The sequence below is a fragment of the Streptacidiphilus anmyonensis genome, from assembly GCF_000787855.1.
GTDB lineage: Bacteria > Actinomycetota > Actinomycetes > Streptomycetales > Streptomycetaceae > Streptacidiphilus > Streptacidiphilus anmyonensis.
This window is the reverse complement of record NZ_BBPQ01000026.1, coordinates 39,175-62,342: the sequence shown is the minus strand read 5'-3', so window position 1 is coordinate 62,342 and position 23,168 is coordinate 39,175. Positions and strand designations below refer to the sequence as shown.

Annotated in this window: 22 protein-coding genes and 1 pseudogene; 12 read left to right on the top strand and 11 right to left on the bottom strand. The window is 70.4% G+C overall.

Features of this window, described 5'->3' with window-relative positions; genetic code table 11:
• Both TR50_RS22310 and TR50_RS22305 read left to right on the top strand, forming a co-directional pair.
• Nucleotides 1–363 (top strand): hypothetical protein, encoded by a 363-nt coding sequence (locus TR50_RS22310; protein WP_042424518.1) that lies wholly within the window; start codon nt 1–3, stop codon nt 361–363.
• Nucleotides 363–3,662 (top strand): LysM peptidoglycan-binding domain-containing protein, encoded by a 3,300-nt coding sequence (locus TR50_RS22305; RefSeq protein WP_152648558.1) that lies wholly within the window; start codon nt 363–365, stop codon nt 3,660–3,662. Before TR50_RS22310 ends, TR50_RS22305 begins: the two co-directional genes overlap by 1 nt.
• A gap of 581 nt (nt 3,663–4,243) precedes the next feature.
• Here the strand turns inward: TR50_RS22305 and TR50_RS22295 are convergent.
• Entirely contained in the window at nt 4,244–4,603 is a 360-nt protein-coding gene (locus TR50_RS22295) for a hypothetical protein (protein ID WP_042424510.1), read from the bottom strand.
• A 350-nt stretch (nt 4,604–4,953) separates the two neighbouring features.
• Between TR50_RS22295 and TR50_RS22290 the strand changes: the two genes are divergently transcribed.
• From TR50_RS22290 to TR50_RS22265, 8 genes and pseudogenes are all read left to right on the top strand, one after another.
• The gene (locus TR50_RS22290; protein WP_042424507.1) at nt 4,954–5,469 is read left to right on the top strand and encodes a GNAT family N-acetyltransferase; all 516 of its coding nucleotides are present in this window, start codon (nt 4,954–4,956) and stop codon (nt 5,467–5,469) included.
• A gap of 137 nt (nt 5,470–5,606) precedes the next feature.
• Nucleotides 5,607–5,876, top strand: a pseudogene (locus TR50_RS22285) (transposase); the annotation flags it as partial.
• 468 nt (nt 5,877–6,344) lie between these two features.
• Complete coding sequence (locus TR50_RS22280; RefSeq protein WP_236654530.1) at nt 6,345–7,139, top strand: DUF6879 family protein; 795 nt, start codon at nt 6,345–6,347, stop codon at nt 7,137–7,139.
• A 29-nt stretch (nt 7,140–7,168) separates the two neighbouring features.
• Nucleotides 7,169–8,017, top strand: coding sequence for a helix-turn-helix domain-containing protein (locus TR50_RS22275; protein ID WP_042424500.1), 849 nt, complete (start codon nt 7,169–7,171; stop codon nt 8,015–8,017).
• Between the two features lie 244 nt (nt 8,018–8,261).
• The gene (locus TR50_RS46865; protein ID WP_160311152.1) at nt 8,262–8,411 is read left to right on the top strand and encodes a hypothetical protein; all 150 of its coding nucleotides are present in this window, start codon (nt 8,262–8,264) and stop codon (nt 8,409–8,411) included.
• Nucleotides 8,408–8,626 (top strand): hypothetical protein, encoded by a 219-nt coding sequence (locus tag TR50_RS22270; protein WP_042424497.1) that lies wholly within the window; start codon nt 8,408–8,410, stop codon nt 8,624–8,626. The genes TR50_RS46865 and TR50_RS22270 overlap by 4 nt, the downstream gene beginning before the upstream one ends.
• A gap of 140 nt (nt 8,627–8,766) precedes the next feature.
• Nucleotides 8,767–8,889, top strand: a complete 123-nt coding sequence (locus tag TR50_RS49770) for a hypothetical protein (RefSeq protein WP_269084806.1) — start codon at nt 8,767–8,769, stop codon at nt 8,887–8,889.
• Complete coding sequence (locus TR50_RS22265) at nt 8,886–9,485, top strand: protein-L-isoaspartate O-methyltransferase family protein (RefSeq protein ID WP_052441207.1); 600 nt, start codon at nt 8,886–8,888, stop codon at nt 9,483–9,485. The genes TR50_RS49770 and TR50_RS22265 overlap by 4 nt, the downstream gene beginning before the upstream one ends.
• On the opposite strand, the gene TR50_RS22260 is transcribed toward TR50_RS22265, so the two are convergent.
• From TR50_RS22260 to TR50_RS22215, 10 genes are all read right to left on the bottom strand, one after another.
• Nucleotides 9,467–10,357, bottom strand: a complete 891-nt coding sequence (locus TR50_RS22260) for a 3-hydroxybutyryl-CoA dehydrogenase (RefSeq protein WP_042424494.1) — start codon at nt 10,355–10,357, stop codon at nt 9,467–9,469. The two genes, TR50_RS22265 and TR50_RS22260, sit on opposite strands and share 19 nt — an antisense overlap.
• 149 nt (nt 10,358–10,506) lie before the next feature.
• Nucleotides 10,507–11,679, bottom strand: coding sequence for an acyl-CoA dehydrogenase family protein (locus tag TR50_RS22255; RefSeq protein ID WP_042424491.1), 1,173 nt, complete (start codon nt 11,677–11,679; stop codon nt 10,507–10,509).
• Between the two features lie 29 nt (nt 11,680–11,708).
• Nucleotides 11,709–12,512 carry an SDR family NAD(P)-dependent oxidoreductase gene (locus TR50_RS22250; RefSeq protein ID WP_042424488.1) on the bottom strand — a complete coding sequence of 268 codons (804 nt, stop codon included), beginning with the start codon at nt 12,510–12,512 and terminating at the stop codon, nt 11,709–11,711.
• Nucleotides 12,513–12,558: 46 nt separating this feature from the next.
• Complete coding sequence (locus TR50_RS22245) at nt 12,559–13,719, bottom strand: acyl-CoA dehydrogenase family protein (protein ID WP_042424485.1); 1,161 nt, start codon at nt 13,717–13,719, stop codon at nt 12,559–12,561.
• A 145-nt stretch (nt 13,720–13,864) separates the two neighbouring features.
• Nucleotides 13,865–15,022, bottom strand: coding sequence for an acyl-CoA dehydrogenase family protein (locus TR50_RS22240; protein WP_042424482.1), 1,158 nt, complete (start codon nt 15,020–15,022; stop codon nt 13,865–13,867).
• Between the two features lie 53 nt (nt 15,023–15,075).
• Entirely contained in the window at nt 15,076–16,605 is a 1,530-nt protein-coding gene (locus TR50_RS22235; RefSeq protein ID WP_042424621.1) for a long-chain-fatty-acid--CoA ligase, read from the bottom strand.
• Between the two features lie 146 nt (nt 16,606–16,751).
• Entirely contained in the window at nt 16,752–17,192 is a 441-nt protein-coding gene (locus tag TR50_RS22230; RefSeq protein ID WP_042424479.1) for a MaoC/PaaZ C-terminal domain-containing protein, read from the bottom strand.
• Complete coding sequence (locus TR50_RS22225) at nt 17,189–17,620, bottom strand: FAS1-like dehydratase domain-containing protein (RefSeq protein WP_042424476.1); 432 nt, start codon at nt 17,618–17,620, stop codon at nt 17,189–17,191. The genes TR50_RS22230 and TR50_RS22225 overlap by 4 nt, the downstream gene beginning before the upstream one ends.
• Nucleotides 17,617–18,519, bottom strand: coding sequence for an SDR family NAD(P)-dependent oxidoreductase (locus TR50_RS22220; RefSeq protein ID WP_042424473.1), 903 nt, complete (start codon nt 18,517–18,519; stop codon nt 17,617–17,619). Before TR50_RS22220 ends, TR50_RS22225 begins: the two co-directional genes overlap by 4 nt.
• A 50-nt stretch (nt 18,520–18,569) precedes the next feature.
• A complete protein-coding gene (locus TR50_RS22215) occupies nt 18,570–19,760 on the bottom strand; it encodes a lipid-transfer protein (protein WP_042424470.1) in 1,191 nt (396 codons plus the stop codon).
• Nucleotides 19,761–19,897: 137 nt separating this feature from the next.
• On the opposite strand from TR50_RS22215, the gene TR50_RS22210 reads away from it, so the two are divergent.
• Nucleotides 19,898–21,835, top strand: a complete 1,938-nt coding sequence (locus TR50_RS22210) for an alkyl/aryl-sulfatase (protein ID WP_052441206.1) — start codon at nt 19,898–19,900, stop codon at nt 21,833–21,835.
• Between the two features lie 105 nt (nt 21,836–21,940).
• On the top strand, nt 21,941–23,113 hold the full coding sequence (locus tag TR50_RS22205) for a TetR/AcrR family transcriptional regulator (protein ID WP_052441205.1): 1,173 nt from the start codon (nt 21,941–21,943) through the stop codon (nt 23,111–23,113).
• Nucleotides 23,114–23,168 lie beyond the last annotated feature (55 nt).

The window sequence follows — 23,168 nt, the reverse complement described above, 5'->3', positions numbered from 1 at the left end:
ATGTTCACTGCGATCGTGATCCTCGCGTGTTTCGCGGTCCTGGCCCTGGTTGTCGACGGTGGCCTCAAGCTCCAGGCACTGGCCAAGGCCGACGCAACCGCCCAAGAGGCCGCGCGCTCCGGCGCGCAGGCGCTCGACACCGGCGCCGCCCTGACCGGGCACGGCTTCCAGATCCAGCCCCAGCGGGCCGTCACCGCCGCCCATGCCTACCTGCGTTCCGCAGGGGTGAGCGGCACCGTCACCGTCAACGGCAACCAGGTCCAGGTCACGGTCACCACCCCCTACGCCCCGCCGTTCCCGCTGATCGGCCCCGGCAGCGTCACCGGGCACGGCAGCGCACAACTCCTCTACGAGGGAGGCTGATGATGGGCTCGCGCCCGCTCCCCCGCCTGCTTAAGGGTCTCGGCGCGCTCACCGCGCTCGCAGCCCTGGAGGCCGGCGTCCCGCTCGCCCTGCTGGCCTGGGGCACCAACCCACACCATGTCCCGACCTGGCAGCAGACCACCAACGCGCTCACCAGCCCCGACAACGGCGGCCTGTTCCTCGGCGCCATCACCGCCGTCGGCTGGCTCGCCTGGGGCCTGTTCACCCTCCAGGTTCTCCTCGAACTCGTCGCCGTGCTGCGCCACCGCGCCGCCCCGCGCCTGCCGGTGCTCGGCGCGGGCCAGCACCTGGCCGCAACGCTAGTCGCCGCGGCCGTCCTGCTGCTGCCCACCACCGGGACGGCGATCGCCCAGACCGCCCCCGCGCCGGCGGCGACACTCCACCTCCCCCACCACGCCACACCCGACCCGCACCATGTCGCCGCGGACGTCGTCGCCGACGCCGCGTCGGGCTGGAAGGGCAGGGTTCACCAGGTCACCTCCGGCGACGAGACCATGTGGGGCCTGGCCGAGCACTACCTCGGCGACGGGACCCGCTGGAAGGACATCGCCGCCCTCAACGACGGCATCATGCAGACGGACGGCCAGACCCTGACCGCTTCCACCCTCCACCTCGTGCCCGGGTGGACCCTGCGGCTACCCGCCGACGCCAAGCACCCCGCGCCCGCGTCCAGCGCACACCACGCCACCAAGTCCGCCGAAGAGGATCACCGGACCGCACGCCACGGGACGCAGGAGTCCGGCGCCGAGCACGAATCCATCACCCACGAGACGGTGCACATCGTGAAGCCCGGTGAGACGCTGTCCGGCATCGCCGCAGACGATCTCGGCAACGCCGACGACTACCCGGCCATCTTCAAGGCCAGCCAACGGATCGAGCAGCCCGGCGGCGCGCACCTGACCGATTCCAACCACATCCTGCCCGGCTGGCACCTGACCATCCCCCAGCCCGCCTCAGCGCCCGCGCTCGAGAGCCCAGAGCGCACGCCGACCCCGCCGCCTGCGCCGACCGGCGACGGCTCCCACACCGGAACCTCTCCCGCCGCGACGCCTACCGCCGCACCGACCGCACCGACGGCGACTCCGGCGCCGACCGGGTCCCAGAGCGCGGCTGCGCTATCCGGCCCCGTCGCGGCTGCGGTGGGCGCGCCCACCGCACCCGGCCCCTCCACCACGGCCAAAGCGCCGCCCACAACGGCTGCGAGCAGCACGCCGACCGGAGCCGCCTCCCCTGCCACGCCCTCGCCAGCCGCCGAGGCATCTGCCACCGAAACCGGAAGCGAGCTTCGCATCGGCGCCGCGATCGCAGCCCTGCTCGCCGCTGGGCTCGTCGGTGGATACGGCATCAAGAGAGCCCTGCAACAGCGCTCCCGCCGCCCCGGCGAAACCATCGCGATTGCTCCCGAGGCCAGCTCGCTGGAGCAGATCCTCGCCAACCAGGCCGACGCCCCCACCGCCGAACGGCTCGACCTGGCGCTGCGCACCCTGGCCGGTCGGATTCCCGAGGACGAGCCGCTCCCGGTGCTCGAGGCGGCCCGGATCACCCCGACCGGCATCCACCTGCGCGCAGACGGGCCGCCCATCGCGCCGTTCACCGCCGGCGAGGACGGCTGGTGGAACCTCGACCCGACAGCTGACCTCCTCGACCCGGCCACGGCCGCCGACGTGGCGGCGCCCTACCCGATGCTGACCACCATCGGCACCGAGCCCGACGGCACGCTGCTGCTCCTCAACCTCGCCGCCGCGCGCACCCTGCTCCTGGACGGCAGCGCACAGGAGATCCGCGAGGTCGCCCGCGGACTCGCACTCGATACCGCCACCAGTCCGTGGGGCCAGGAACTCCAAGTCCTCAGCGCCGGCCTGGTCGAGGCCGGCCTCCCCGCGATGATGGCCACGGGACGCATCCGGTGCCTCGACCGGATCCGGCACGCCGTTACCGACCTCGCCGACCTGCTCCTGACGGCCTACCAGGACCACGACGCCTCCATGCCGTGGATGCTGGTCGCCGCCGACAACATCGACCCCGAGACCGCCTGGGAGCTCGCCAATCTCATCTCCCGCTCCCCCACCGCACCGGTCGCGCTCGCCTTGCCGGCCCACGGACTGCAGTCGCTGTTCCCGGAAGCACTGGTCCTTGACTGCGCGACGACCGACCCCCAACTGGTTCCCCCCGGCGCCGCCGCGGTCAACCTGCAGCGCGTGACGGAAACCGAGTACCAGATCCTCAAGCGCGACCTGGGCACCACCGAAGAGCCCGCCAAAGAGGCCACCGGCGCGTGGACCCGGGTAGCCGACGACTCCCAGGACCTGGACGATCCCAAACCGGGGCTCGCCGGCGCGGCCGCGTCGGCCCACACGTCGAAGTCCGCCGCTGAGGAGCCTGCCGGGAGCGCACCGGTGACGCCGTTCCTCGCCTTCACCAAGTCGGCAGGCGAGACCGCGCGGCCGGCCGTGCCTGTCCCCGTACCGCCGACGCAGGTCGCCGCGCCCGCTGCGAAGACGGACGGCGTGGCGACGCAGTCTGCGGCGGTCGCAGGGCCCGCTGACCTGCATGCTCCGGAGATCCGGGTGCTGGGCCCGGTGGACGTCACCGGGCTCGGCAGCAGCGGTCGCGGCCGACGCCTGGCGGAGGTCGCGGCGTACCTCTACCTGCGGCCAGGCCGCATGCGCGACGACCTCGCCTACGCCATGAACCCGATCACGCCCTGGAACGAACGAACCGTCAAACAGCGTCTGCACGACGTGCGCATCCTCCTCGGGAACACCTCCGACGGAAATCCGCGGCTGCCCCGCAAGTCCCGGGACGGCGTCCTGCCCGCCCTCATCGGGGTTCGCTGCGACTGGACCCGGTTCTGCAAGCTCGCGGAAAGCGGCCTGCTCGCCGGCCCCGCAGGTGTCGACGGCCTCGAGACCGCGCTCGCGCTGGTCCGGGGCCGCCCCTTCGCCGGGAGTACCGCAGCGTGGAGTATGCCGGACCAGCAGGAGATGGTCTCGCGCATCGTCGACACCGCCCACACCGTCGCCCGCTACCAGACCGCGAGCGGCCACTACTCCGCGGCGAGGGCCGCGATCGCCAAGGGCGTCGAGGTCGAACCCACCGCAGAGCGCTTGTACCGGGACTGGATCGCACTCGAGGCGGCCTGCGGCAACCGCGCGGAGGTACAGCGTGTGATCTCCCGCCTCCAGAAAGAACTGCGTGCCCTGGACGTCGAGATGGAAGACGCGACCGAGAAGCTCATCCAACAGTTCCACGACCGGGACCTGAAGGGCAGCGCCTGATGGATCCCTCAAGCGCGGCGAAGCCCCGTCCATGGCCTCCTCTGCCCCGGACGGACCTCGAGCAGGTACGTGCGGGCCGAGTACGGGTCAGGTGCTACGCGGAAGCCTCGCCTGCCAGGCGGTGCAGAGGGGGACGCCACTGACGTCGGCGAAGATCACGACGCCGAAGGGGCGATCGAAGGTGGTGTGCCGGGCCCGAAGCGGGCGGCTGCGGGCACCCAGCGTCACCGTGTGCACCGACGTCACGGCAGCTGACTCGCTCCCCATCGTGCACCTTGAGGAATCCTCTTGTTGTGCGCGACCTGACCGACTCTCATCGGCTCAGGTCCAGCGCGGAGAAATCCGCAGAACGGCAGAGTGGCGAGGGAGCTCCCAACGGGACGAGATGCGGTGAGAGGTCGAGTTGCGAAGGCCACTGCAGCCGCGTTGGTGCCGAAAAGTCGCTCTGACGCTGCCTCCGGCGGTACCGCAGGCTCGGGTACCTGCCTAGGCTCCGAGGAATTGCCAAAACCTGTGGGCGGCCAGACAGAACGGCACCGGTCGGCCGCGCGCTCGGGCCGGGCGGCCTGGGGCTTCTTGGGTCAGCTGCCCCGCCGCGGCGTCGCGTCGGCGGCATCGCGTAGTGCTGCTGCAGCTTTACGCTCGGCGCGACGGTCCCTTCTCCATCGCACCTCGACCACGGTCGAGGGGAGCACAAGTGCGATCCCGGCAGCGTAGAGCAGGTCCGTCGCTATACCGGGCGGGTGCAGGGGCTTAACAGAGTTGGTGCCCCAAATCAGCCCGAGCCCAGCCATGCCTGCGGCTCCGCGCAGGGTCGATCGTTCCCCTTCGCGGAACACCCCGATGGTTGCTGCCGCGATTGCCGTGACGACCATCAGGCCGCCGAGGATCACGCCGAGCCAGTCCCAGAATCCCATAGCATCCCCTTCGGCGGCGATCATAGAGCTCGCGCTCCCGGTGGAGCCAGGCTCGTGTGGCGGGCCTGGTCTCATGCCTTAACCTCGGGCTTTCACGAGCCAGCGCAGCTGAGAGTGGCCAACACGTCCAGGAGTGCTTTTGACCTGGGGTGGTAGGGCATTCCTGGGTCCTGATGGGCAGTGCGGGGAAGTTCACTCCCGGAGTGAAGGCCAGTAGCGGGTGATCGTCGGCTGGGGCGTCGGCCCGGAGGTTCCCGGCAGCTCTGTGAGGGTCGACAGGCGGGGCAGGCGCTCCGCGACAAAACTCCTTGCCGATCTGCGGATGGCGACCTATCGTCGGGCGGCCCGCATCGCTCCCGACCCGAAGGACGTTGATGCCTTTCCGCCCCGCCGTCGCTAGCGACGCCGACTTCCTCTGGCGCATCCTGCTCGAGGCATACAACTGTAACGGCGAGCCGCGGTTCACTGCCGAGCAGCTCGCCGCTGAGCCGCACGCCGCGCGCTGCCTCGTCGGCTGGCCCCGCAGGGACGACTTCGGGGTCATCGCGGAGACCGTTGCCGGCGAACCGATCGGTGCGGCCTGGGCACGGTATCTCCCCGAGAGTGAGCCCGGATACGGCTTCGTCGCTGCGGACGTTCCCGAGTTGACCCTCGGCCTGCTGCCCGAACACCGCGGCCGCGGGCACGGCCGGGCTCTGATGGAGGCGCTGGTCCAGGCCGCCGCCGAGGGACCGGCCCCGGTCGCTCGGCTCAGCCTGAGCGTCGAGGACGGCAACCCCGCCGTGCACCTCTACACTACCCTCGGCTTCACCCGGGTCGGGCGTAGCGGCAATGCGGACACGATGGTTCTGGACGTCGGGACCTGCCCCGCGCTACTGAACAATCGTTGATTCCCGTGCCCCGCCACCCCGTGCCTTCACGAGCGGGCTTGTCCGGGTCTTGATCAAACAAGCGGAGAGTGCCTCTGACCTGGGACGATAGGGCTTGTCTAGGGTCCGGTCGCCGCAGGGAAAGAAGCACTCTCCAGGTGAAGAAGCGTAGTGGGTTCTATCCGCATGTCCGTGTCCGGGGCGGTGGTGCCGGTGCGGTCTCGCAGGCCGGTGGGGTGCTGCTGGTGGAGACCGCCCGTCGGACCGGCCTCGACACCTCGCTGTCGGCGGCTCTGGAACCGTGGCGCAGGCCGCGGGCGGTGCACGATCCCGGGAAGGTCCTGCTCGACCTGGCACTGGCGGTCGCGTTGGGCGGGGACTGCCTGTCCGACGTCGGGATGCTGCGGGCCGAGCCCGCCGTGTTCGGGCTGGCTTCCACAGGGAAACGATCCTGCATGCACGGCCCCGACCTGGCCCTTCACGGAACTCCGGCCAGACCCGTAACCGCACCGTGAGTTCGAGTGGGCCAGATCTTCGGAGGCTCCCCCGGTCTGCCGACTGTCGTGCAACGGTACTCAGGCCGACCGTAGTGGTCGAAAGCACCTTCCTGGTCGTCAAGTGGCCCGACCGCGAATCCGTCGTGCCGTGGCACCACGGACGGCACGGGGCGGAGATCGACCTCGACACGTTCAGGTCGGTGTCAGCATAGTTGGCGATCACCCGAACGGAAGATCAGCAGGGCCAGCGGCACCCTGGAGCGGCTCAACGCGAAGAGGGGCTACGGTTTCATCGCCCAGGACAGCGGCGGGTCCCGGATGCGCCCGTGCGCTCTTGACGGTCCGCCATGTCCGCGAAACCGTGCAATGACGTAGAAGCGATGAGGGACGGAGCACCCCATGGGACTACGGTTCATCGGGATCGACCCGAGCACGGGCGGTGGCGGTTCGCCCACGGTGTGGGCGGACGAGGAGCGACAGGAGGTCGTGATCCAAGGCTGGAAGCCCGCGCCCGGGATGCTGGCGGAGATCGACGCCACCGAGTGGGTACCCGGGCACGCGACCGGCGTGCCGGCCGGTGAGTCCGTGGTGCGCCTGCCCGCACGGATGGAACCCATCGTGCAGCAGGCGTTCGCGACGCTCACCGACTCGACCGGCCCCGTGTGGCACGAACGCCCCGGCGTGCCGGACTTCGCCGCGCTGCTGCGCAGCGCCGAGCACACGGCGGTGCACCTGGAGCTGCGCGACGCCTACGGCGTCGGTGACGAGGCGGAAGAGTTCGAAGAGTTCCGCCGCACCGGGCACGCCATCGTGGACCCCGAGCACTCGTGGTGGCCCGAGTGGCTGGGCCTGGTCCGCGAGACGATCGGCCGCGGCGTGGTGATGCGTCGGGCCCGCGTCGTCTCTGAACCGGTCACGGACTACATCCGGTGGGAGCACGCCGTCACGCCGCTGAACGTCGCCTCGGGTGAGCAGGTGCGCTGGCTGCCCCGCTCGAAGGCGTCCGGGCTGCTGCTTCCCGCGAACGACCTGTGGCTGATCGACGGCCGCCGCCTGCTGGTCCACTACTGGACCGGTGAGGGCGACTGGGCAGGCCACGCGTACACCGACCACCCGCTCACGGTCGCCCAGTCCGCCGCCGCGTTCGAGCAAGTGTGGGACCGCGCCATTCCGCACGACCAGTACGCCGTCTGACCCGTGTCCGCCCGCACCAGGTAGCCGCCATGCCCGTCTCCCCGTCGTCCAGCGCCCAGGCCGCACGCCAAGCGGTCGCGGTACGCCTGCGCGAGCTGATGCGCGACGCCGGACTCAAAGGGCAGGAGCTGGCCACCCGGTGCGGGTGGCACCCGTCGAAGACCTCCCGCATCCTCAACGCCACCACCCCGCCATCCGAGACCGACATCCGTGCCTGGTGCACCGCGTGCGGAGCCGAGGACCAGGCCCGAGACCTGATCGCCACCGCCCGCGCGGTCGACGGCATGTACCGGGAATGGCGGCGCGTCCACCGCGACGGCATGCGCAAGGCACAGCGCGACTGGAACACCTGGCACGAAGAGGCCGGCCTGTGCCGCATCTACGTGTCCAACGTCGTCCCCGGCGTGCTGCAGACCCCCGGGTACGCAGCCGCCCTCTTGGCGTCCATCACGCGCTTCCAGGGCACCCCGGACGACGTGACCGACGCCGTCGCCGCCCGCGTCGCCCGCTCCCGCCTGCTCTACGACGGCCACCGCTTCGCGTTCCTGCTGGAAGAGACCGTGCTGCGGCACCGACTCGGCTCGGCGCAAGCGATGGCCGATCAACTGCGCCACCTACTCGCCGTCATGCCGCTCGCCTCCGTCTCCCTCGGGATCATCCCGTTCGGGGCCGAGCGCACCGTGTGGCCCCTGGAAGCGTTCTACGCGTTCGACGACCACCACGTAGGCGTGGAGAGCCTGACAGCGGAGATCAACGTCATACAGCCCCGCGAGATCGCCGACTACCTGCACGCCTTCGCCGAGCTGAGCCGCAGCGCCGTCTACGGCGAGGCCGCCCGCACCCTGATCACAGACGCCCTGGCAGCCCTCGACGCGTAGTTCCGTGCAATTGCGTAGAAGAAACTCGCGGCCCGGGTGCACACGCTCCTACCTTCGAGTCATCGCCTAGTGACGCACCGTCAACCGGTGGCGGCGCAAGGGTGATCGGCTGACGACCGGAGCCACCACACCACACGCGCGCCGTTCCCCCGGCTCTGGTCCTGGCCCACGAAGCGCCGCTCGCTCCCGTGTCCCCCGTCGCGGGTGCGAGCGGCCACCACGCCAGCACCGGGAGGACCGACCGATGGCGACACCGCTCCTGATCACCACCGCCCCGGACGGCACCCGAACCGTCCACGTCCCCGACGGGGCACGCCGCCAGCGCCGCGCCCTGGTCCTCGCCCAGCACGCACGCGGCCGCGCCCGACGCCTCGCGGCAGGACTGACCCCATGACCGCGCCGGGCTCATTCGGCCACCACCGGCACCCGCTCCTCGGGCGGACCGTGGAGGACACCGCCACGGGCCGCACGGGCACCCTGCGGGCAGTGATGGACACCCAGCTCATCGGTAACCACGGCACCCGCACCGTGAAGCTCGCGTACGTCCTGCCGCCGGGCGGCGGCGTCGAGTGGACCACCGAGCCCGGCAACATCAAGGCCGCGTCCTAAGCGGCCGGCCTCCACGATCTCCGCCCGGGGATGGACTCACCGCCGGGCGGGACGGTGCCGCCCGCTGGCTTGTTCCCGCACACAGGGGGCGGCACCCGCACTACCTCATGCACCATCAGACCGAGCGGAAGGAGCACCCGATGGTCCTCGCCCACGACGGCGGTGACGACGACAAAACCCCCGGCACCCCGTGGACGCCGCCGCCGGACCCGCCATCCCCGGACGGCTCCACCCCTCCCGGTGACGGAGGCCACCGCAAGTGACGCTCACCCCTGCTGAGCGGCAGGAGGACAGCCCCGGCCACGCGCCGGGGCGGTACCTGCCCGACAACACCGCACCCGAATGGGTCGAGGCCTTCACCGCACTGCCGCGCTCGCTGTTCCTGCCTGAGCTGATCTGGGCGTGGGACATGGACAGTGGCACGAGCGTGGCGATCGACCGCCGCACGGACCCGGACGCCTGGCTCGCCGCCGCCGCGTCGGACATCCCGATCGTCACGCAGTGGGACGACGGCGCTCACGACGGCATCGAGGCCGGGCGGGTATCGACAAGCTCGGCGAGCATGCCGTCCGTCGTCGCCCGCATGGTCGCCGCACTCGACGCCCACCGCGGCCACACGGCGCTGAACCTCGGCGTGGGCACCGGCTGGGACACCGCGCTGCTCGTGCACGAGCTCGGCGACGCCGCGGTGACCGCCCTCGACGTCGACGCCTCCGTGACCACCAAGGCCCGTACCCGCCTGGCAGCCGCCGGATACCACCCCAGCGCCGGTAGCGCAACGGAGCGGCCACCGGGGCCTGGCGCAGGAAGCCCATGTTCGTCACCGGTTCCCCCAGGGATTCAGGCCGTCGTGGTGTAGTCGTAGAAGCCGCGCCCCGTCTTTCGGCCGAGCAGGCCGGCCTCGACCATGCGCAGCAGCAGCGCGGGTGGCGTGTAGAGCGGTTCCTTGAACTCTTCGTACATCGCCTCGGCCGCCGCGCGGACGGTGTCGAGGCCGATGAGGTCCGCCAGCTTGAGCGGGCCCATCGGGTGGGCACACCCGAGCACCATGCCGGCGTCGATATCGTCGGCAGTGGCGAAGCCGGACTCGGCCATCCGCACCGCGGAAAGCAGGTAGGGGATGAGCAGGGCGTTGACGACGAACCCGGCGCGGTCGCGGGCGGGCACGGCGTGCTTGCCGAGCCCGTCGACGACGAAGCGTTCCGCGCGGGCCCGGGTCTCCTGCGAGGTCAGCAGTGAGGGGACCAGTTCCACCAGGGGCAGCACCGGCACCGGGTTGAAGAAGTGGATCCCGATGACCTGCGCCGGGCGGGACGTAGCGGTGCCCAGACGCATGATCGGGATGGACGAGGTGTTCGTGGCGAGGATCGCGTCCGGGTCGGCGACAATCGCGTCGAGCTCGGCCAGCAGGTCCGTCTTGACCTCCTCGATCTCGGCGACGGCCTCGACCACCACCTGACGGTCGGCCATATCGCCGAGATCGGCGGTGAAGCGCAGCCGGGCGAGAGTCGCCGCCGAATCCCCCTCGGCGAGCTTACCTGCACGGACGGCGCGAGCCAGCGAGGCCTCAACGCGCTCCCGACCGCGCCCCACGGCGTCAGCATCGGCTTCGGCAACGAGGACGTCGAACCCGGCACGGGCGCACACCTCCGCAATACCCGCGCCCATTTGCCCGCAGCCCACGACACCGATCCGCTCGATGCCGACGACCCCCTTGCGCTCGGTCGTCATGGACCCATCCTTTCTCGTTCTGCGGACGCGCGTGAGCGCTGCCGCGACCCGCCCTGGATCGACTCCGGGAGGGCGCACTCAGTAGGTGACCAAGGGGGAGCTCCTGGGCGCCGGCCCGCCGTAGGACGGCGCGGAGTCCCCGTTCGTGCTCAACGGAAGGCGTCCTGCCCGGTGAGGGCCTTGCCGATGACGAGCTGGTGCATCTCGACGGTGCCCTCGTAGGTCAGCACGGACTCCAGGTTGTTGGCGTGCCGCATGATCGGGTACTCGTAGCTGATGCCGTTCGCGCCGAGGATCGTCCGGGACGTGCGGGCGATCTCGATGGACTCGCGCACGTTGTTGAGCTTGCCGTAGCTGACCTGCTCCGGACGCAGCGTGCCCGCGTCCATGCGGTTGCCCAGGTGCCAGGCCAGCAGCAGGCCCTTGTTGAGCTCCAGGGACATGTCGGCCAGCTTGGCCTGGGTCAGCTGGAAGCCGCCGATCGGCTTGCCGAACTGCTCGCGGGTGATGGAGTACTCGCGCGCCGTCTCCAGGCAGGAGCGGGCCGCGCCCAACGCCCCCCACACGATGCCGTAGCGGGCCTGGTTCAGGCAGGACAGCGGGCCCTTGAGGCCGCGGACCTCGGGGAAGACCGCGTCGGCGGGCAGCCGCACGTTGTCCAGCACCAGCTCAGCGGTCACCGAGGCGCGCAGCGAGCCCTTGTGCTTGATCTCCGGCGCCGAGAACCCAGGGGTGTCGGTGGGGAGGATGAACCCGCGGATGCCGTCCTCGGTCTGGGCCCAGACCACCGCGACGCCGGCCACGGACCCGTTGGTGATCCACATCTTGCGGCCGTTGAGGACCCAGTCGCCGCCGTCGCGCTTGGCGTTGGTGCGCATGGAGGCCGGGTCGGAGCCGTGGTCGGGCTCGGTCAGGCCGAAGCAGCCGATGATCTCGCCCGCGGCCATCCGCGGCAGCCAGGTCTGCTTGTGCTCCTCGGAGCCCCAGCGGTGGATCGCGTACATCGCCAGCGAGCCCTGGACCGAGACCAGCGAGCGCAGCCCGGAGTCGGCCGCCTCCAGCTCCAGACAGGCCAGGCCGTACTGCACGGCGGTCGCGCCGGCGCAGCCGTAGCCCTCCAGGTGCATGCCCAGCGCGCCGATCGAGCCGAGCTCGCGGGCCAGCTCGCGGACGGTCGGCAGCTCGCCGGACTCGTACCAGTCGGCGATGTGCGGCATCACCTTGTCCGCGCACCAGGCGCGGACGGTGTCGCGGACCGCGAGGTCCTCATCGCTCAGCAGGTCGTCGAAGCCGAGCGGGTCGCGGGGGTCGGGGACGGACATGGGGATTTCCTCGTTCTTCCGCTGGTTGGTCAGACGCGGCCGGCGTCGACGACGATGCACTGGCTGTTGATGTAGTCGGCTTCCGGGGTGCACAGCAGGTACACCGCGCCGGCCGCCTCCTTGGGGGTGCCCGCCCGGCCAAAGGGGATGATCTTGGATGCCATGGCGGCCCGGTCGGGGTTCATGCCGACGCGGATCTCGCGGCCGTCGATCTCCAGGGTGGCGTTGTCGGCGGCGGTGACCTCGGTCATGCGGGTCAGGATGAAGCCGAAGGCGACAGCGTTGACGTTGACCTTGTAGCGGCCCCACTCCTTCGCCAGCGTCCTGGTCAGACCGATCACGCCCGCCTTGGCCGCACCGTAGTTGGACTGCCCGGCGGCACCGTAGAAGCCCGAGGTGGAGGAGATGTTGACGACCTTGCGGTGGTACTCGCTCGGGTTGGCCTTGATGAACGGCTGGGCGGCGCGCAGGATCCGGAACGGTGCCTTGAGGTTGACGTCGAGGATGGTGTCCCACTGCTCGTCGGTCATTTTCTGGATGACGGAGTCCCAGGTGTAGCCGGCGTTGTTGACGATGACGTCCAGTCCGCCGAAGGAGTCGACGGCGGTGGCCACGAAGCGCTCGGCGAAGCCTTCCTCGGTCACCGATCCGGCGCAGACCACGGCGTTGCCGCCGGCGGCCTTGATGTCGGTGGCGGTCTGCTCGGCGGGCTCCGGGTCGAGGTCGTTGACCACGACGGCCGCTCCCTCGGAGGCGAGTTTGAGGGCGATCTCGCGTCCGATGCCGCGGCCGGAGCCGGAGACGATGGCGACCTTGCCGTCCAGGGTTCCCATGATGTGGTGCTTTCCTTTCATACGGACGGGTGTGAGCGCCACAGCGCTACAGGCCCATGTCCTTGGCGATGATGGTCTTCATGACCTCGCTGGTACCGCCGTAGATGCGGTTGACCCGGGTGTCGGCGTAGAGGCGGGCGATGGGGTACTCCAGCATGTAGCCGTAACCACCGTGCAGCTGGAGGCACTTGTCGATGACCCGGCCCGCCGTCTCGGTGCAGAACAGCTTGACCCGCGCGGCGTGGGCGGGCGTGAGTTCCCGTGCGTCGTCGAGCTCGATGGCCTGGTCGGCCAGGGCCTGGGCGGCCGCGACCTCCGTCTCGCACTCGGCGAGCACGAACTTGGTGTTCTGGAAGGAGGCCACCGGCTTGCCGAAGACGGTGCGTTCCTGCACATAGTCAGAGGCGAACCGGATCGCGGCGACGGCCGCCGCCACGGCGTTGACCGCGATGGAGAGCCGCTCCCGGGGCAGGTTCTGGCCGAGGTAGGAAAAGCCCTTGCCGACCTCCCCGAGGACGTTCCCGACCGGCACCCTCACGTCGGTGAAGTGCAGCTCGGAGGTGTCGCGGGCGTGGAGGCCGATCTTCTCCAGTTGCTTGCCGTAGCCGAAGCCCTCGCTGTCGGTGGACACGACCAGCAGGGTCAGCCCGGCGCGACGATCCTCCGGGGTCGCCGCGGAGGTGCGGGCGGCAACCACGCACAGCTCGGAGTTGAGCGCACCGGTGATGAAGGTCTTGGAACCGTTGAGGACGTAGTGGCTGCCGTCCTCGGATAGCCTCGCGATGGTGCGGATGCCGGCCAGGTCGCTGCCAGTGCCCGGCTCGGTCATGGCGATGCACAGCACGGTCTCGCCGCTGGCGACGCCGGGCAACCAGCGGCGCTTCTGCTCCTCGGTGGCCAGCTTCAGCAGGTACGGCAGGACGATGCTGGTCGTGACCGAGTAGTGGCCGAAGGACACCCCGGCGGCGGCAGCGGTCTCCTCGGCGATGATCGCCTGGTACCTGAAGCTGGTCTCCCCCGGGCCGCCGTACTCCTCGGGGATGTCGAAGCCCAGCACGCCGAGCGCGCCGAGCTTGTGGAACAGCTCCCTCGGGGTGCGCCGGGCGGCCTCCCACTCGGTGAAGCAGGGGGTCACCTCCTTGGCGACGAAGTCGCGGATCACGCTGCGGAACGCCTCGTGCTCCTCGTTGTAGATGCTGCGCTTCATGGTCGGCCTCGCCGTCGTGTGTCGCTGGTCCGGGGCGAAGGCAGCCCTTCCCTCGGGGCTGCCTCCGCCGTTGCCCGCTTCCCGGGCGCCTCCCTGCCCGCGTGCGTCCCCACAGTGCGGGTAGGGAGGCTGCTCATGCTGGGCGCTACAGGCCCATGTCCTTGGCGATGATGGTCTTCATGACCTCGCTGGTACCGCCGTAGATGCGGTTGACCCGGATGTCCGCGTAGAGGCGGGCGATCGGGTACTCCAGCATGTAGCCGTAACCGCCGTGCAGCTGGAGGCACTTGTCGATGACCCGGCCGGCCGTCTCGGTGCAGAACAGCTTGATCCGGGCGGCGTCGGCGGGCGTGAGTTCGCCGGCCTCCTCCAGGTCCAGGCCCTTGTCGACCAGGGCCTGGGCGGCCGCGACCTCCGTCTCGCACTCGGCGAGCACGAACTTGGTGTTCTGGAAGGACGCGACCGGCTTGCCGAAGACGTTGCGCTCCTGCACATAGGCCTTGGCGAAGCGGATCGCGGCGGTGGCGGCGGAGGTCGCGCTGACGCCGATCTGGAGCCGCTCGCGCGGGAGGTTCTGCCCGAGGTAGGAGAAGCCCTTGCCTTCCTCGCCGAGCAGGTTCGCGGCCGGCACCTTGACGTCCACGAAGGACAGTTCGTTGGTGTCTGAGGACTTGAGCCCGATCTTCTCCAGCTTGCGGCCGAAGGTGAAGCCGTCGGCGTCGGTGGGGACGACGAGCAGGCTGAGCCCGGCGCGGCGGTCCTCGGCGGTGGGGGCGGAAGTGCGGGCGGCTACGACGCACAGTTCGGAGTTGCGCGCGCCGGTGATGAAGGTCTTGGCGCCGTTGAGGACGTAGTGGGTGCCGTCCTCGGAGAGCTTCGCGGTGGTGCGGATGCCCGCGAGGTCGGAGCCTGTTCCCGGCTCGGTCATGGCGACGCAGAGCATGATGTCGCCGGAGGCGATGCCGGGGAACCAGCGGCGCTTCTGCTCCTGTGTGGCCAGGTTGAGCAGGTAGGGCAGCACGATGCCGGAGCTGACGTTGTAGTGGCCGAGGGCGACGCCCGCCAGGGCGGTCTCCTCGCTGATGATGGCCTGGTACTTGTGGCCGGTGTCGCCGGGGCCGCCGTACTCCTCGGGGATGCCGAAGCCCATCACGCCGAGCTCACCGAGCTTGCGGAACAGGTCGCGCGGGGGCATGCCTGCCGCCTCCCAGTCGGCGAAGTGGGGGGTGACCTCCTTGGCGACGAAGTCGCGGACGACGGCCCGGAAGGCCTCGTGGTCCTCGTTGTAGACGCTGCGCTTCATGACGGTTCTCGCTTCTGTTCCTTGGTTCGTGGTGGGCGCGGTGCGGGTGGCGTTCAGCCGTCGGCGCGGGCGTCCCGCAGCTGGCGCTTCAGGGTCTTTCCGGCGGCCGAGGTCGGCAGGGAGTCGACGAACTCGGCGGTGCGCGGGGCCTTGTATCCGGCGATCAGGGTCTTGGCGTGGGCGCGGAGCTCCTCCGCGGTGGTGGCGTGCCCGGGTCGCAGGACGACGATCGCGTGGACGCGCTCACCCCACTGCGGGTCGGGGACGCCGATGACGGCGCAGGAGGCCACCGCCGGGTGGGCGGCGAGGGCGTTCTCGACCTCGGCGGAGTAGACGTTCTCGCCGCCGCTGATGATCATGTCCTTGAGTCGGTCCACGATGTACAGGTAGCCGTCGTCGTCGACGTAGCCGCCGTCGCCCGTGTGCATCCAGCCGTCGCGCAGGGCCTCGGCGGTCAGTTCGGGTCTGCCCCAATAGCCGAGCATCAGGTGGTCGCCGCGGGTGACCACCTCGCCGACCTGTCCCGGCGCCAGCTCGGCGCCGTCCGGTCCGACGACCGCGATCTCCACGCTCGCGGTCGCCCGTCCGGCCGATCGCAACCGGGGACCGCCCTCGTGGTGTTCCTGGCGGCCGAGGATGGTGAGGACCCCGGTCTCGGTCATGCCGTAGCCCTGGGTGAATTCGGCTTGCGGGAAGGCCTTCATCGCCCGGTGCAGCAGGCTTTCGGGGCTGCCTGCGCCGCCGTAGGTGATGGTGCGCAGGCTGCTGAGGTCGTAGCGTTCCAACTCCGGGTGGTCGCTGATGGCCTGGACCATCACCGGTACCAGGATCGAGGTGGTGATCCGGTGCCGCTGGACGGTTTCCATGAAGGCCTGCGCCGAGAAGACGGGCAGGAAGACCTGTGTGCCGCCCACCACGTTCTGGTTGTGCCAGCTGCAGAAGGCGGCGATGTGAAACAGGGGCGCCGTGATCAGGGTGACGCTCCCGGGGTGGACCGCGTGATTGGTCAGCATCGAGCCGTACATCGATGCCATCAGGCCGCGGTGACTGGACATGACGCCCTTGGGCTGACCGGTCGTGCCGCCGGTGTAAAGGAGGAGCGCGAGGTCGTCTCCGCCGCGCCGGACGTCCGGGGCCGGGGCGAATTCGGCCACCAGTTCCTCGTAGCCGAGCATGCCCTCGGGGGTGGGGCCGTCGCCGCAGTGAATCAGGGTGTGCAGGCCTGGGCAGTGCTCGCGCAGTTCGGGGCCGAGGTGGGCGAAGGTGTCGTCGAGGAGCAGCACCTCGGTGCCCGAGTCGGTGAGGGCGTAGCTGATCTCGGCGGCTGACCAGCGGGTGTTGATCGGATGGGCGACGCCGCCCATCCACCAGCTGGCGAAGAAGAACTCGTGGTAGCGGTCGGAGTTGAGGGCGAGGATCCCGATCCGGGCGCCCTCCTGCGCGCCGAGGCCCATGAAGGACGCCGCGAGGCGGGCCACCCGGTCGGCCACCTCGCGGGTGGTGCGGATCCGCTCGCCGCAGACCGTCATGGGCCGGTCCGGGGACTGCTGAAGGCCCCGGTGCAGGGGCTGGGTGAGATACACGACGTCCTCCGAGTACTGGCACGGCACGTGAGCCAGGGGTGAAGCGCTGTTCATGTGGGCGCCAGCCCCGGCCGGCTGAAGCGGTCCGGACCGGCCGGGGCCAGCGCGAAGGGAGGCCAGGCACCGGGCCGGGCCGTGGGAATTCGTCAGACTGCGGCGCTGACGCTCGGCAGGACGAACTCGGCGGTGCCCAACAGGGCGGCGGTTCCGGTCTGGCGCAGCGCCTGCAGTTCGAGCGTGACGCGCTTGCCGCCGCCGGGCTCGTCGGTGATGTCGGCGATCTTCGCGGAGCAGGTGAGCTCGTCGCCGGGCCACATCTGGTCGACGAAGCGGACCTTGAAGCGGCGGATGTCCTCGACGCCGAGCCAGTCGGTGACGTAGGTGGCGAGCATGCCGGCTTGCAGCATGCCGACCGAGAAGACGCTCGGGAAGCCGACCGACTGCGCGTACACCTCGTCGTGGTGCAGCGGGTGGAAGTCGCCCGAGGCACCCTGGTACTTGACGTAGTCGGTGCGGGTCATCGGCGCGAAGGTGCGCGGCTCGGCCTCCTGGCCGACGGCCAGGGTCAGCGCGGTGATGGTGCTCATGCCTGCTCCTCCTCGGCCTTCGGCGGACGTGCGGTCTCGACGATGGTGCTGTTCTGCTCGGCGACCAGGGTGCCGTTCTCGTCACGGAACTCGGTCACCAGCCTGGCGAACTTCATGACGCCACCGCGCTTGCCCGGCTTCTCGAAGCGCTCGGTGATGCGGGTCTCGCAGGTGAGGGTCTGCCCAGCGCGCGGCAGCGGGCCATGGAAGACGTACTCCTCCTCGCCGTGCAGGATGCGGCTGCGGTCGAAGCCGGTCAGCTTGGTGATGGTCCGCTCCGGGTCCTCCCAGATCAGCCGCGCGCTGGTGAGCATGGTGGGCGGGATCACCGGCTTGGCGCCCAGGTGGGCCCCGTGCTCGGACTTCACCGCGCGGGCGAACTCGCGGATCTTGCTGTAGTCGATCGGGAACTCGTACGCGTGGCTCACTGCGCGCCATCCTGCGGGACGATGCGCTGGCGGGTGATCTCGACCGACTTGGGGAAGTCCTCGGCGCCCATGATCTCGGCGAGCTCGGCCGTGGACCACTGGTGGTCGGCGGAGTTGATCGCGTGCCCGAGCGAGTAGCCGCCGTACAAGCCGACATGGCCGCCGTGCACCGAGAAGACCTGGCCGTTGAACGGGCAGTTCGCGGTGGACAGGTAGGCGACCAGCGGAGAGATGTGCTTGGGGTGGTAGCGGTCGAACGCGTTCTCGTCCACCGGCGCGGCGACCGCGGCGCCGATGCCCGGAGTGGCCTTGACCGGCTCGGTGCGCCCGACGGGGGCGATGGAGTTGGCGCGCACCCCGTAGCGGGCCAGCTCGCGGGAGGCGTTGACGACCTGGATCGCCAGCCCGGCCTTGACCGCCGAGTAGTTCCACTGGCCGATGTTGCCGTGCAGGCCCGAGCCGGAGGAGGTGTTGACGAGCGCGCGGTCGGCGACGACGCCGGCCTTGGACTGCTCGCGCCAGTAGCGGGCGGCCGCCCGGCTGACCGAGAAGGCGCCCTTGAGGTGGACGGCGACGACCAGGTCGAACTGCTCCTCGGTCATGTTGCACAGCATCGCGTCGCGGATGACACCCGCGTTGTTCACGACGACGTGCAGGTCGCCGAAGGACTCGACCGCGGCGGTCACCAGCTGCTCGCCGACCGCGAGGTCCGCAACGCTGCCCTCGACCGCCACGGCCTCGCCGCCGGCCGCCAGGATCTCCTCGACCACGGACTTGGCGTTGTTGACGTCGTTGATGACGACCTTGGCGCCCTCGGCGGCGAAGAGCAGCGCGTGCTCACGGCCGAGTCCGCCGCCGGCGCCGGTGATCACCGCGACGCGGCCATCCAGCTGTCCCATGGGGTTGCTCACTTTCTCTGTGTGGAACGGGGAATCGGTGGGACGCGGCGTCAGGAGAGCTTCTCGTAGAGGGTCACGACGCCCACGCCGCCGAGGCCGAGGTTGTGCTGCAGGGCGAGGTTGACGCCCTCGACCTGCCGGTCCTCGGAGAGGCCGCGCAGCTGCCAGACCAGCTCGGTGCACTGGGCCAGACCGGTGGCGCCCAGCGGGTGCCCCTTGGACATCAGGCCGCCGGAGGGGCCGACGACCACGCGGCCGCCGTAGGTGTTGTCGCCGTCAATGATCATCTTCTCGGCGCCGCCCTCCTCGCACAGGCCGAGGGCCTCGTAGGTGAGGGCCTCGTTGACCGTGAAGCAGTCGTGCAGCTCGACGACCCCGATGTCGCGGGGGTCGACGCCTGAGGCCTCGTAGACCTGCTGGGAGGCGCGGCGGGTCAGGCCGGAGCCGACGACCTCGATCATGCTCTTCGGTTCGAAGCTGGACTCGGTGTCCGAGACGAAGGCCTGGGCCTTGATGGCGACCTCGGGGTTCAGCCCGTGCTTGCGGGCGAACTCCTCCGAGCACAGGATCGCGGCACCCGCCCCGCAGGTGGGCGGGCAGGCCTGGAGGCGGGTGACCGGGCCGAAGATGTGCGGCGAGTCCAGCACCTCCTGCTCGGTGATCGGGGTGCGGAAGACCGAGTAGGGGTTGTTGGCCGCGTGCTTGCGCGACTTGACCGCGATCTTGGCGAAGATCGTCGGGTCCGGACTGTACTTCTCCAGGTACTCGATGCCCGCACCGCCGAACAACTGGGCCGCGCGCGGCAGTGACTCGTCGATGCCGTGCAGCTCGTCCAGCACCGCGTCGAAGCGGGCGGTGGGGCTCGGGCGGTCGCCGATCCAGTGCTTGACCAGGGGACCGGGGCGCATCTGCTCGAAGCCGACGGCGATCGCGCACTCGACGATGCCGGCCTCGACAGCCTGCTTGGCCAGCCACAGCGCGGTGGAGCCGGTGGCGCAGTTGTTGTTGACGTTGACGACCGGGATGCCCGTGATGCCGACGCTGTAGAGCGCGGCCTGCCCACTGGTCGAGTCGCCGTAGACGTAACCGGCGTAGGCCTGCTGGACCAGGTTGTAGGAGACCCCGGCGTCCTGGAGTGCGGCGCGGATCGCGCGCTCACCCATGACGTTGTACGTGTCGCTCTTGCCCGGCTTGGCGAACGGGATCATCCCGACGCCGGCCACAAGGACTCGACGGCCCATCGCTGACCTCCAAGAGGGATTCATGTGAATGGAAATTCAGTTTGTTGGACTCTGCACCTAACGTCAAGCCCTTGCTGTCGTCTGATCTGGAGATGCAGGATTGGGTTCTTCCCATCCCCGCCCCCGGAAGGCGACCCATGCCCAACCCGACGACGCCCGATCCCGCTCTGGCCCCGAAGCCGGCCACCGAGGCGACCCTGGCCGCCCAGCGACGCGCGGCGGCCACCCTCCCCTTCGAGGACCGAAGGGATTTCGACGACGCCGCCCGCGGCTTCCTCGGCACCCTGGAGCCGCCTGTCATCCGACGCGCCGACGGCCACGTGATGATCGACCTGGGCCGCTACGACTTCCTCAAGACCGACGAGGCCCCGCCCACCGTCCACCCGGGCCTGTGGCGCCACGCCAGACTCGCCGCCTACCACGGCCTGTTCGAGGTGGTCGAAGGCGTCTACCAGATCCGCGGCTTCGACCAGGCCAACATGACGGTCGTCGAGGGCGACACCGGCGTCATCGTGATCGATCCGCTGATCTACGCCGAGACCGCCCACGCGGCACTGGAGCTGTACTACCGGCACCGCCCCCGACGCCCCGTGGTCGCCGTCATCTACACCCACAGCCACGGCGACCACTTCGGCGGCGTCAAGGGCGTCGTCGACCAAGCCGACGTGGACGCAGGCCGGGTCACCGTGATCGCCCCGGAGGGATTCCTCAAGGAGGCGGTCTCCGAGAACATCTATGCCGGCAACGCGATGACCCGGCGAGCCCTCTACCAGTACGGCCCGGTCCTGGCCCGCGGCCCGCAGGGCCAGGTCAGCGCCGGACTCACCGCCACCCCGGCCCACGGCGGCAGCTTCACCCTCATCGAGCCCACCGACACCGTCCACACCACCGGCGAGAAGCGCACGGTCGACGGCGTCGAGATGGTCTTCCAGATGGCCAACGGCACCGAGGCGCCGTCCGAGTTCATGATCCACTTCCCGGCGCTGCGCCTGTTCTGCGCCGCCGAGGACGCCGTGCACACGATGCACAACATCTACACCCTGCGCGGCGCGGAGATCCGCGACGCCGCCGGCTGGTGGAAGAAGCTCGACGAGTCGATCGAGCTGTTCGGAGCCGAGACCGACGTGGTCATGGCCCAGCACCACTGGCCGCGTTGGGGCAACGCCGACGTCGTCGCGTTCCTGGAGCAGCAGCGCGACGCCTACAAGTACCTGCACGACCAGTCGCTGCGACTGGCCAACCACGGACACACCCTCGCCGAGCTCGGCGACCTGGTCGAACTGCCGCCGTCCCTGGCCCGCGAGTGGCACGTCCGCGGCTTCTACGGCACCGCCAGCCACAACGCCAAAGGCGTCTACCAGCGTTACCTCGGCTGGTACGACAGCCACCCGGCCCGCCTGGACCCGCTCCCGCCGGAGCGCTCCGCACCCCGCTACGTCGCCGCGATGGGCGGGCCCGACTCCGTGCTGACCACCGCCGGTGAGGCGTTCGCCGCCGGCGAGTACCGGTGGGTCTCCGAACTGCTCACCCATCTGGTCTTCGCGGAGCCGGACAACACCACCGCCCGCCGCCTCCAGGCCGACGCCCTGGAGCAGTTGGGCTACCAGGCCGAGTGCGCCACCTGGCGCAACGAGTACCTGATGGGCGCCTTCGAACTGCGCCACGGGGTCCGGGACCTGGGCGCGGTCAAGCTGGCCACCCCCGACGTCCTGGCGGCGATGACCCTCGAGATGCTGCTGGACTACCTGGGCATCCGCCTGAACGGACCGCGCGCCTGGGACCGCACGGCCGCCTTCAACTGGACCTTCCCGCAACCCGACGGAACACGGCGCACCTTCGCCGTGCGGCTCCGCAACGGCGTCCTCGCCTACACCCCCGACCGGACGCTCGACGACGCCGACGCCTCGGTGCTCTGGGACCGCCGCGCCTTCGAACGGGTCCTGTTCGGAGCCGGCGACCTGACCACCGAGACGGCCGACGGAACCGTCCGCGTCACCGGCGACACCTCCGCCATGGCGGGGCTCTTCGACCTGCTCGACGAGTTCCCGTTCTGGTTCCCCATCGTCACCCCCTGAGACTCCTCCGCCGCCGGCCCTGCGGCAGCGTGGGCACCGGGGCGGCGAATGCCGGGGAGGGGTTCGCTAACCTTGGGCTCGACCGCAGGCGAGGAAGGCAGGCAGATGGCGACGCGCAGGCCGCCCAATCGCAAGGCCCTGATCCGACAGGCGGCAGCCGACCTGTTCGTCGAGCGCGGCTACCACAACGTGTCGATGTCCGACGTCGCCGAGGCCCTGGGCATCGGCCCGTCCGCGCTCTACCACCACTACCGCAACAAGCAGGACCTCCTCCTGCACACCGTCCTGGACGGGCTGGACCAGGTCGACGCCCGGATCAAGGCCGCAGGCACCCTCGACGAAGCGCTGCGCAGCCTGGCCGAGTTCATCGCCGGACGCCCTCGCGGCCTGCTCGCCACCTGGGAGCGCGAGGCCCGCCACCTCGACGGCGCCCAGCGCGGCGTCATCGACACCCGCGAGGCCGAGGTCGTCGCCGACCTGGAGCCACTGCTGCGCGTCGGCCGCACCGATCTGGACGACGCCGACACCGGCCTGGTCGCCGCCGCGGTCCTGGGCGCGCTGGGAGCCCAGACGCGCCACCGGATCAGCCTCTCCCGCCGCAAGGACGAGCAGTTGGCCTACCGCCTGGCCACCGTCGTCGCGACGTGCCCGCTCCCAGAACACGGCGGAGCACGGGCCGCGACGGGCACGCCGGAAGGCGTCGGCCTTCCGGTGCCCGGCCTGCAGCGCCCGCGCCGCGACCAGATCCTCACCGAGGCGATCCGCCTCTTCGACGAGCGCGGCTACCAGTCCGTCACGGTGGCGGACATCGGGAAGGCCGCCGGCATCGTCGCCTCCGGGGTCTACCGGCACTTCCCCGGCAAGACCGACCTCCTGGTCGCCGCGGTCAACCGCGGCGTCGAGCGCATGTACAGCAGCACCGAGGAGGCCCTCAGCCAGGCGCGCGACCCGCGCGACGCCCTGGAGCGGCTGCTGCGCGCCCGCATCACCATCGCCCTCGACCAGGTCCATCTCCTGGGCATCCTGACCAACGAGCGCGACCAGCTGCCCGAGAAGGAGCGCACCGCACTGCGCCGCGTGCAGCGCGACCACCGTGACGTGTGGGTGCAGACACTGGACGCGGTGCGACCCGGCCGTGACACCGCCGAGCTGAAGATGATCGTCCTCGCCGTGCAGGGGATGGTCTATTTCGTGGTCCGCTCCGGCGGCACCGACCGGTGGCCGGACCTGCGCGAACGTCTCGTGGACCTGGGCATGGCCCTGCTGCTGGACGACTGACCGCGCCGGGCCTGGCAAGCCGCCCGGCCGGCGGCAGGGGTCGCTGGGCCCAGCC

Excerpts from the sequence above, each read along its gene's own strand:
- TR50_RS22280 (WP_236654530.1), top strand. The coding sequence starts at position 6,345 with ATGGGACTACGGTTCATCGGGATCGACCCGAGCACGGGCGGTGGCGGT.
- TR50_RS22215 (WP_042424470.1), bottom strand. The coding sequence starts at position 19,760 with ATGGGCCGTCGAGTCCTTGTGGCCGGCGTCGGGATGATCCCGTTCGCC.
- TR50_RS22240 (WP_042424482.1), bottom strand. The coding sequence starts at position 15,022 with ATGAAGCGCAGCGTCTACAACGAGGACCACGAGGCCTTCCGGGCCGTC.
- TR50_RS46865 (WP_160311152.1), top strand. The coding sequence starts at position 8,262 with ATGGCGACACCGCTCCTGATCACCACCGCCCCGGACGGCACCCGAACC.
- TR50_RS22260 (WP_042424494.1), bottom strand. The coding sequence starts at position 10,357 with ATGACGACCGAGCGCAAGGGGGTCGTCGGCATCGAGCGGATCGGTGTC.
- TR50_RS22295 (WP_042424510.1), bottom strand. The coding sequence starts at position 4,603 with ATGATCGCCGCCGAAGGGGATGCTATGGGATTCTGGGACTGGCTCGGC.
- TR50_RS22255 (WP_042424491.1), bottom strand. The coding sequence starts at position 11,679 with ATGTCCGTCCCCGACCCCCGCGACCCGCTCGGCTTCGACGACCTGCTG.
- TR50_RS22210 (WP_052441206.1), top strand. The coding sequence starts at position 19,898 with ATGCCCAACCCGACGACGCCCGATCCCGCTCTGGCCCCGAAGCCGGCC.
- TR50_RS22230 (WP_042424479.1), bottom strand. The coding sequence starts at position 17,192 with ATGAGCACCATCACCGCGCTGACCCTGGCCGTCGGCCAGGAGGCCGAG.
- TR50_RS22245 (WP_042424485.1), bottom strand. The coding sequence starts at position 13,719 with ATGAAGCGCAGCATCTACAACGAGGAGCACGAGGCGTTCCGCAGCGTG.
- TR50_RS22270 (WP_042424497.1), top strand. The coding sequence starts at position 8,408 with ATGACCGCGCCGGGCTCATTCGGCCACCACCGGCACCCGCTCCTCGGG.
- TR50_RS22220 (WP_042424473.1), bottom strand. The coding sequence starts at position 18,519 with ATGGGACAGCTGGATGGCCGCGTCGCGGTGATCACCGGCGCCGGCGGC.
- TR50_RS22305 (WP_152648558.1), top strand. The coding sequence starts at position 363 with ATGATGGGCTCGCGCCCGCTCCCCCGCCTGCTTAAGGGTCTCGGCGCG.
- TR50_RS22290 (WP_042424507.1), top strand. The coding sequence starts at position 4,954 with ATGCCTTTCCGCCCCGCCGTCGCTAGCGACGCCGACTTCCTCTGGCGC.
- TR50_RS22275 (WP_042424500.1), top strand. The coding sequence starts at position 7,169 with ATGCCCGTCTCCCCGTCGTCCAGCGCCCAGGCCGCACGCCAAGCGGTC.
- TR50_RS22310 (WP_042424518.1), top strand. The coding sequence starts at position 1 with ATGTTCACTGCGATCGTGATCCTCGCGTGTTTCGCGGTCCTGGCCCTG.
- TR50_RS22250 (WP_042424488.1), bottom strand. The coding sequence starts at position 12,512 with ATGGGAACCCTGGACGGCAAGGTCGCCATCGTCTCCGGCTCCGGCCGC.
- TR50_RS49770 (WP_269084806.1), top strand. The coding sequence starts at position 8,767 with ATGGTCCTCGCCCACGACGGCGGTGACGACGACAAAACCCCCGGCACC.
- TR50_RS22205 (WP_052441205.1), top strand. The coding sequence starts at position 21,941 with ATGGCGACGCGCAGGCCGCCCAATCGCAAGGCCCTGATCCGACAGGCG.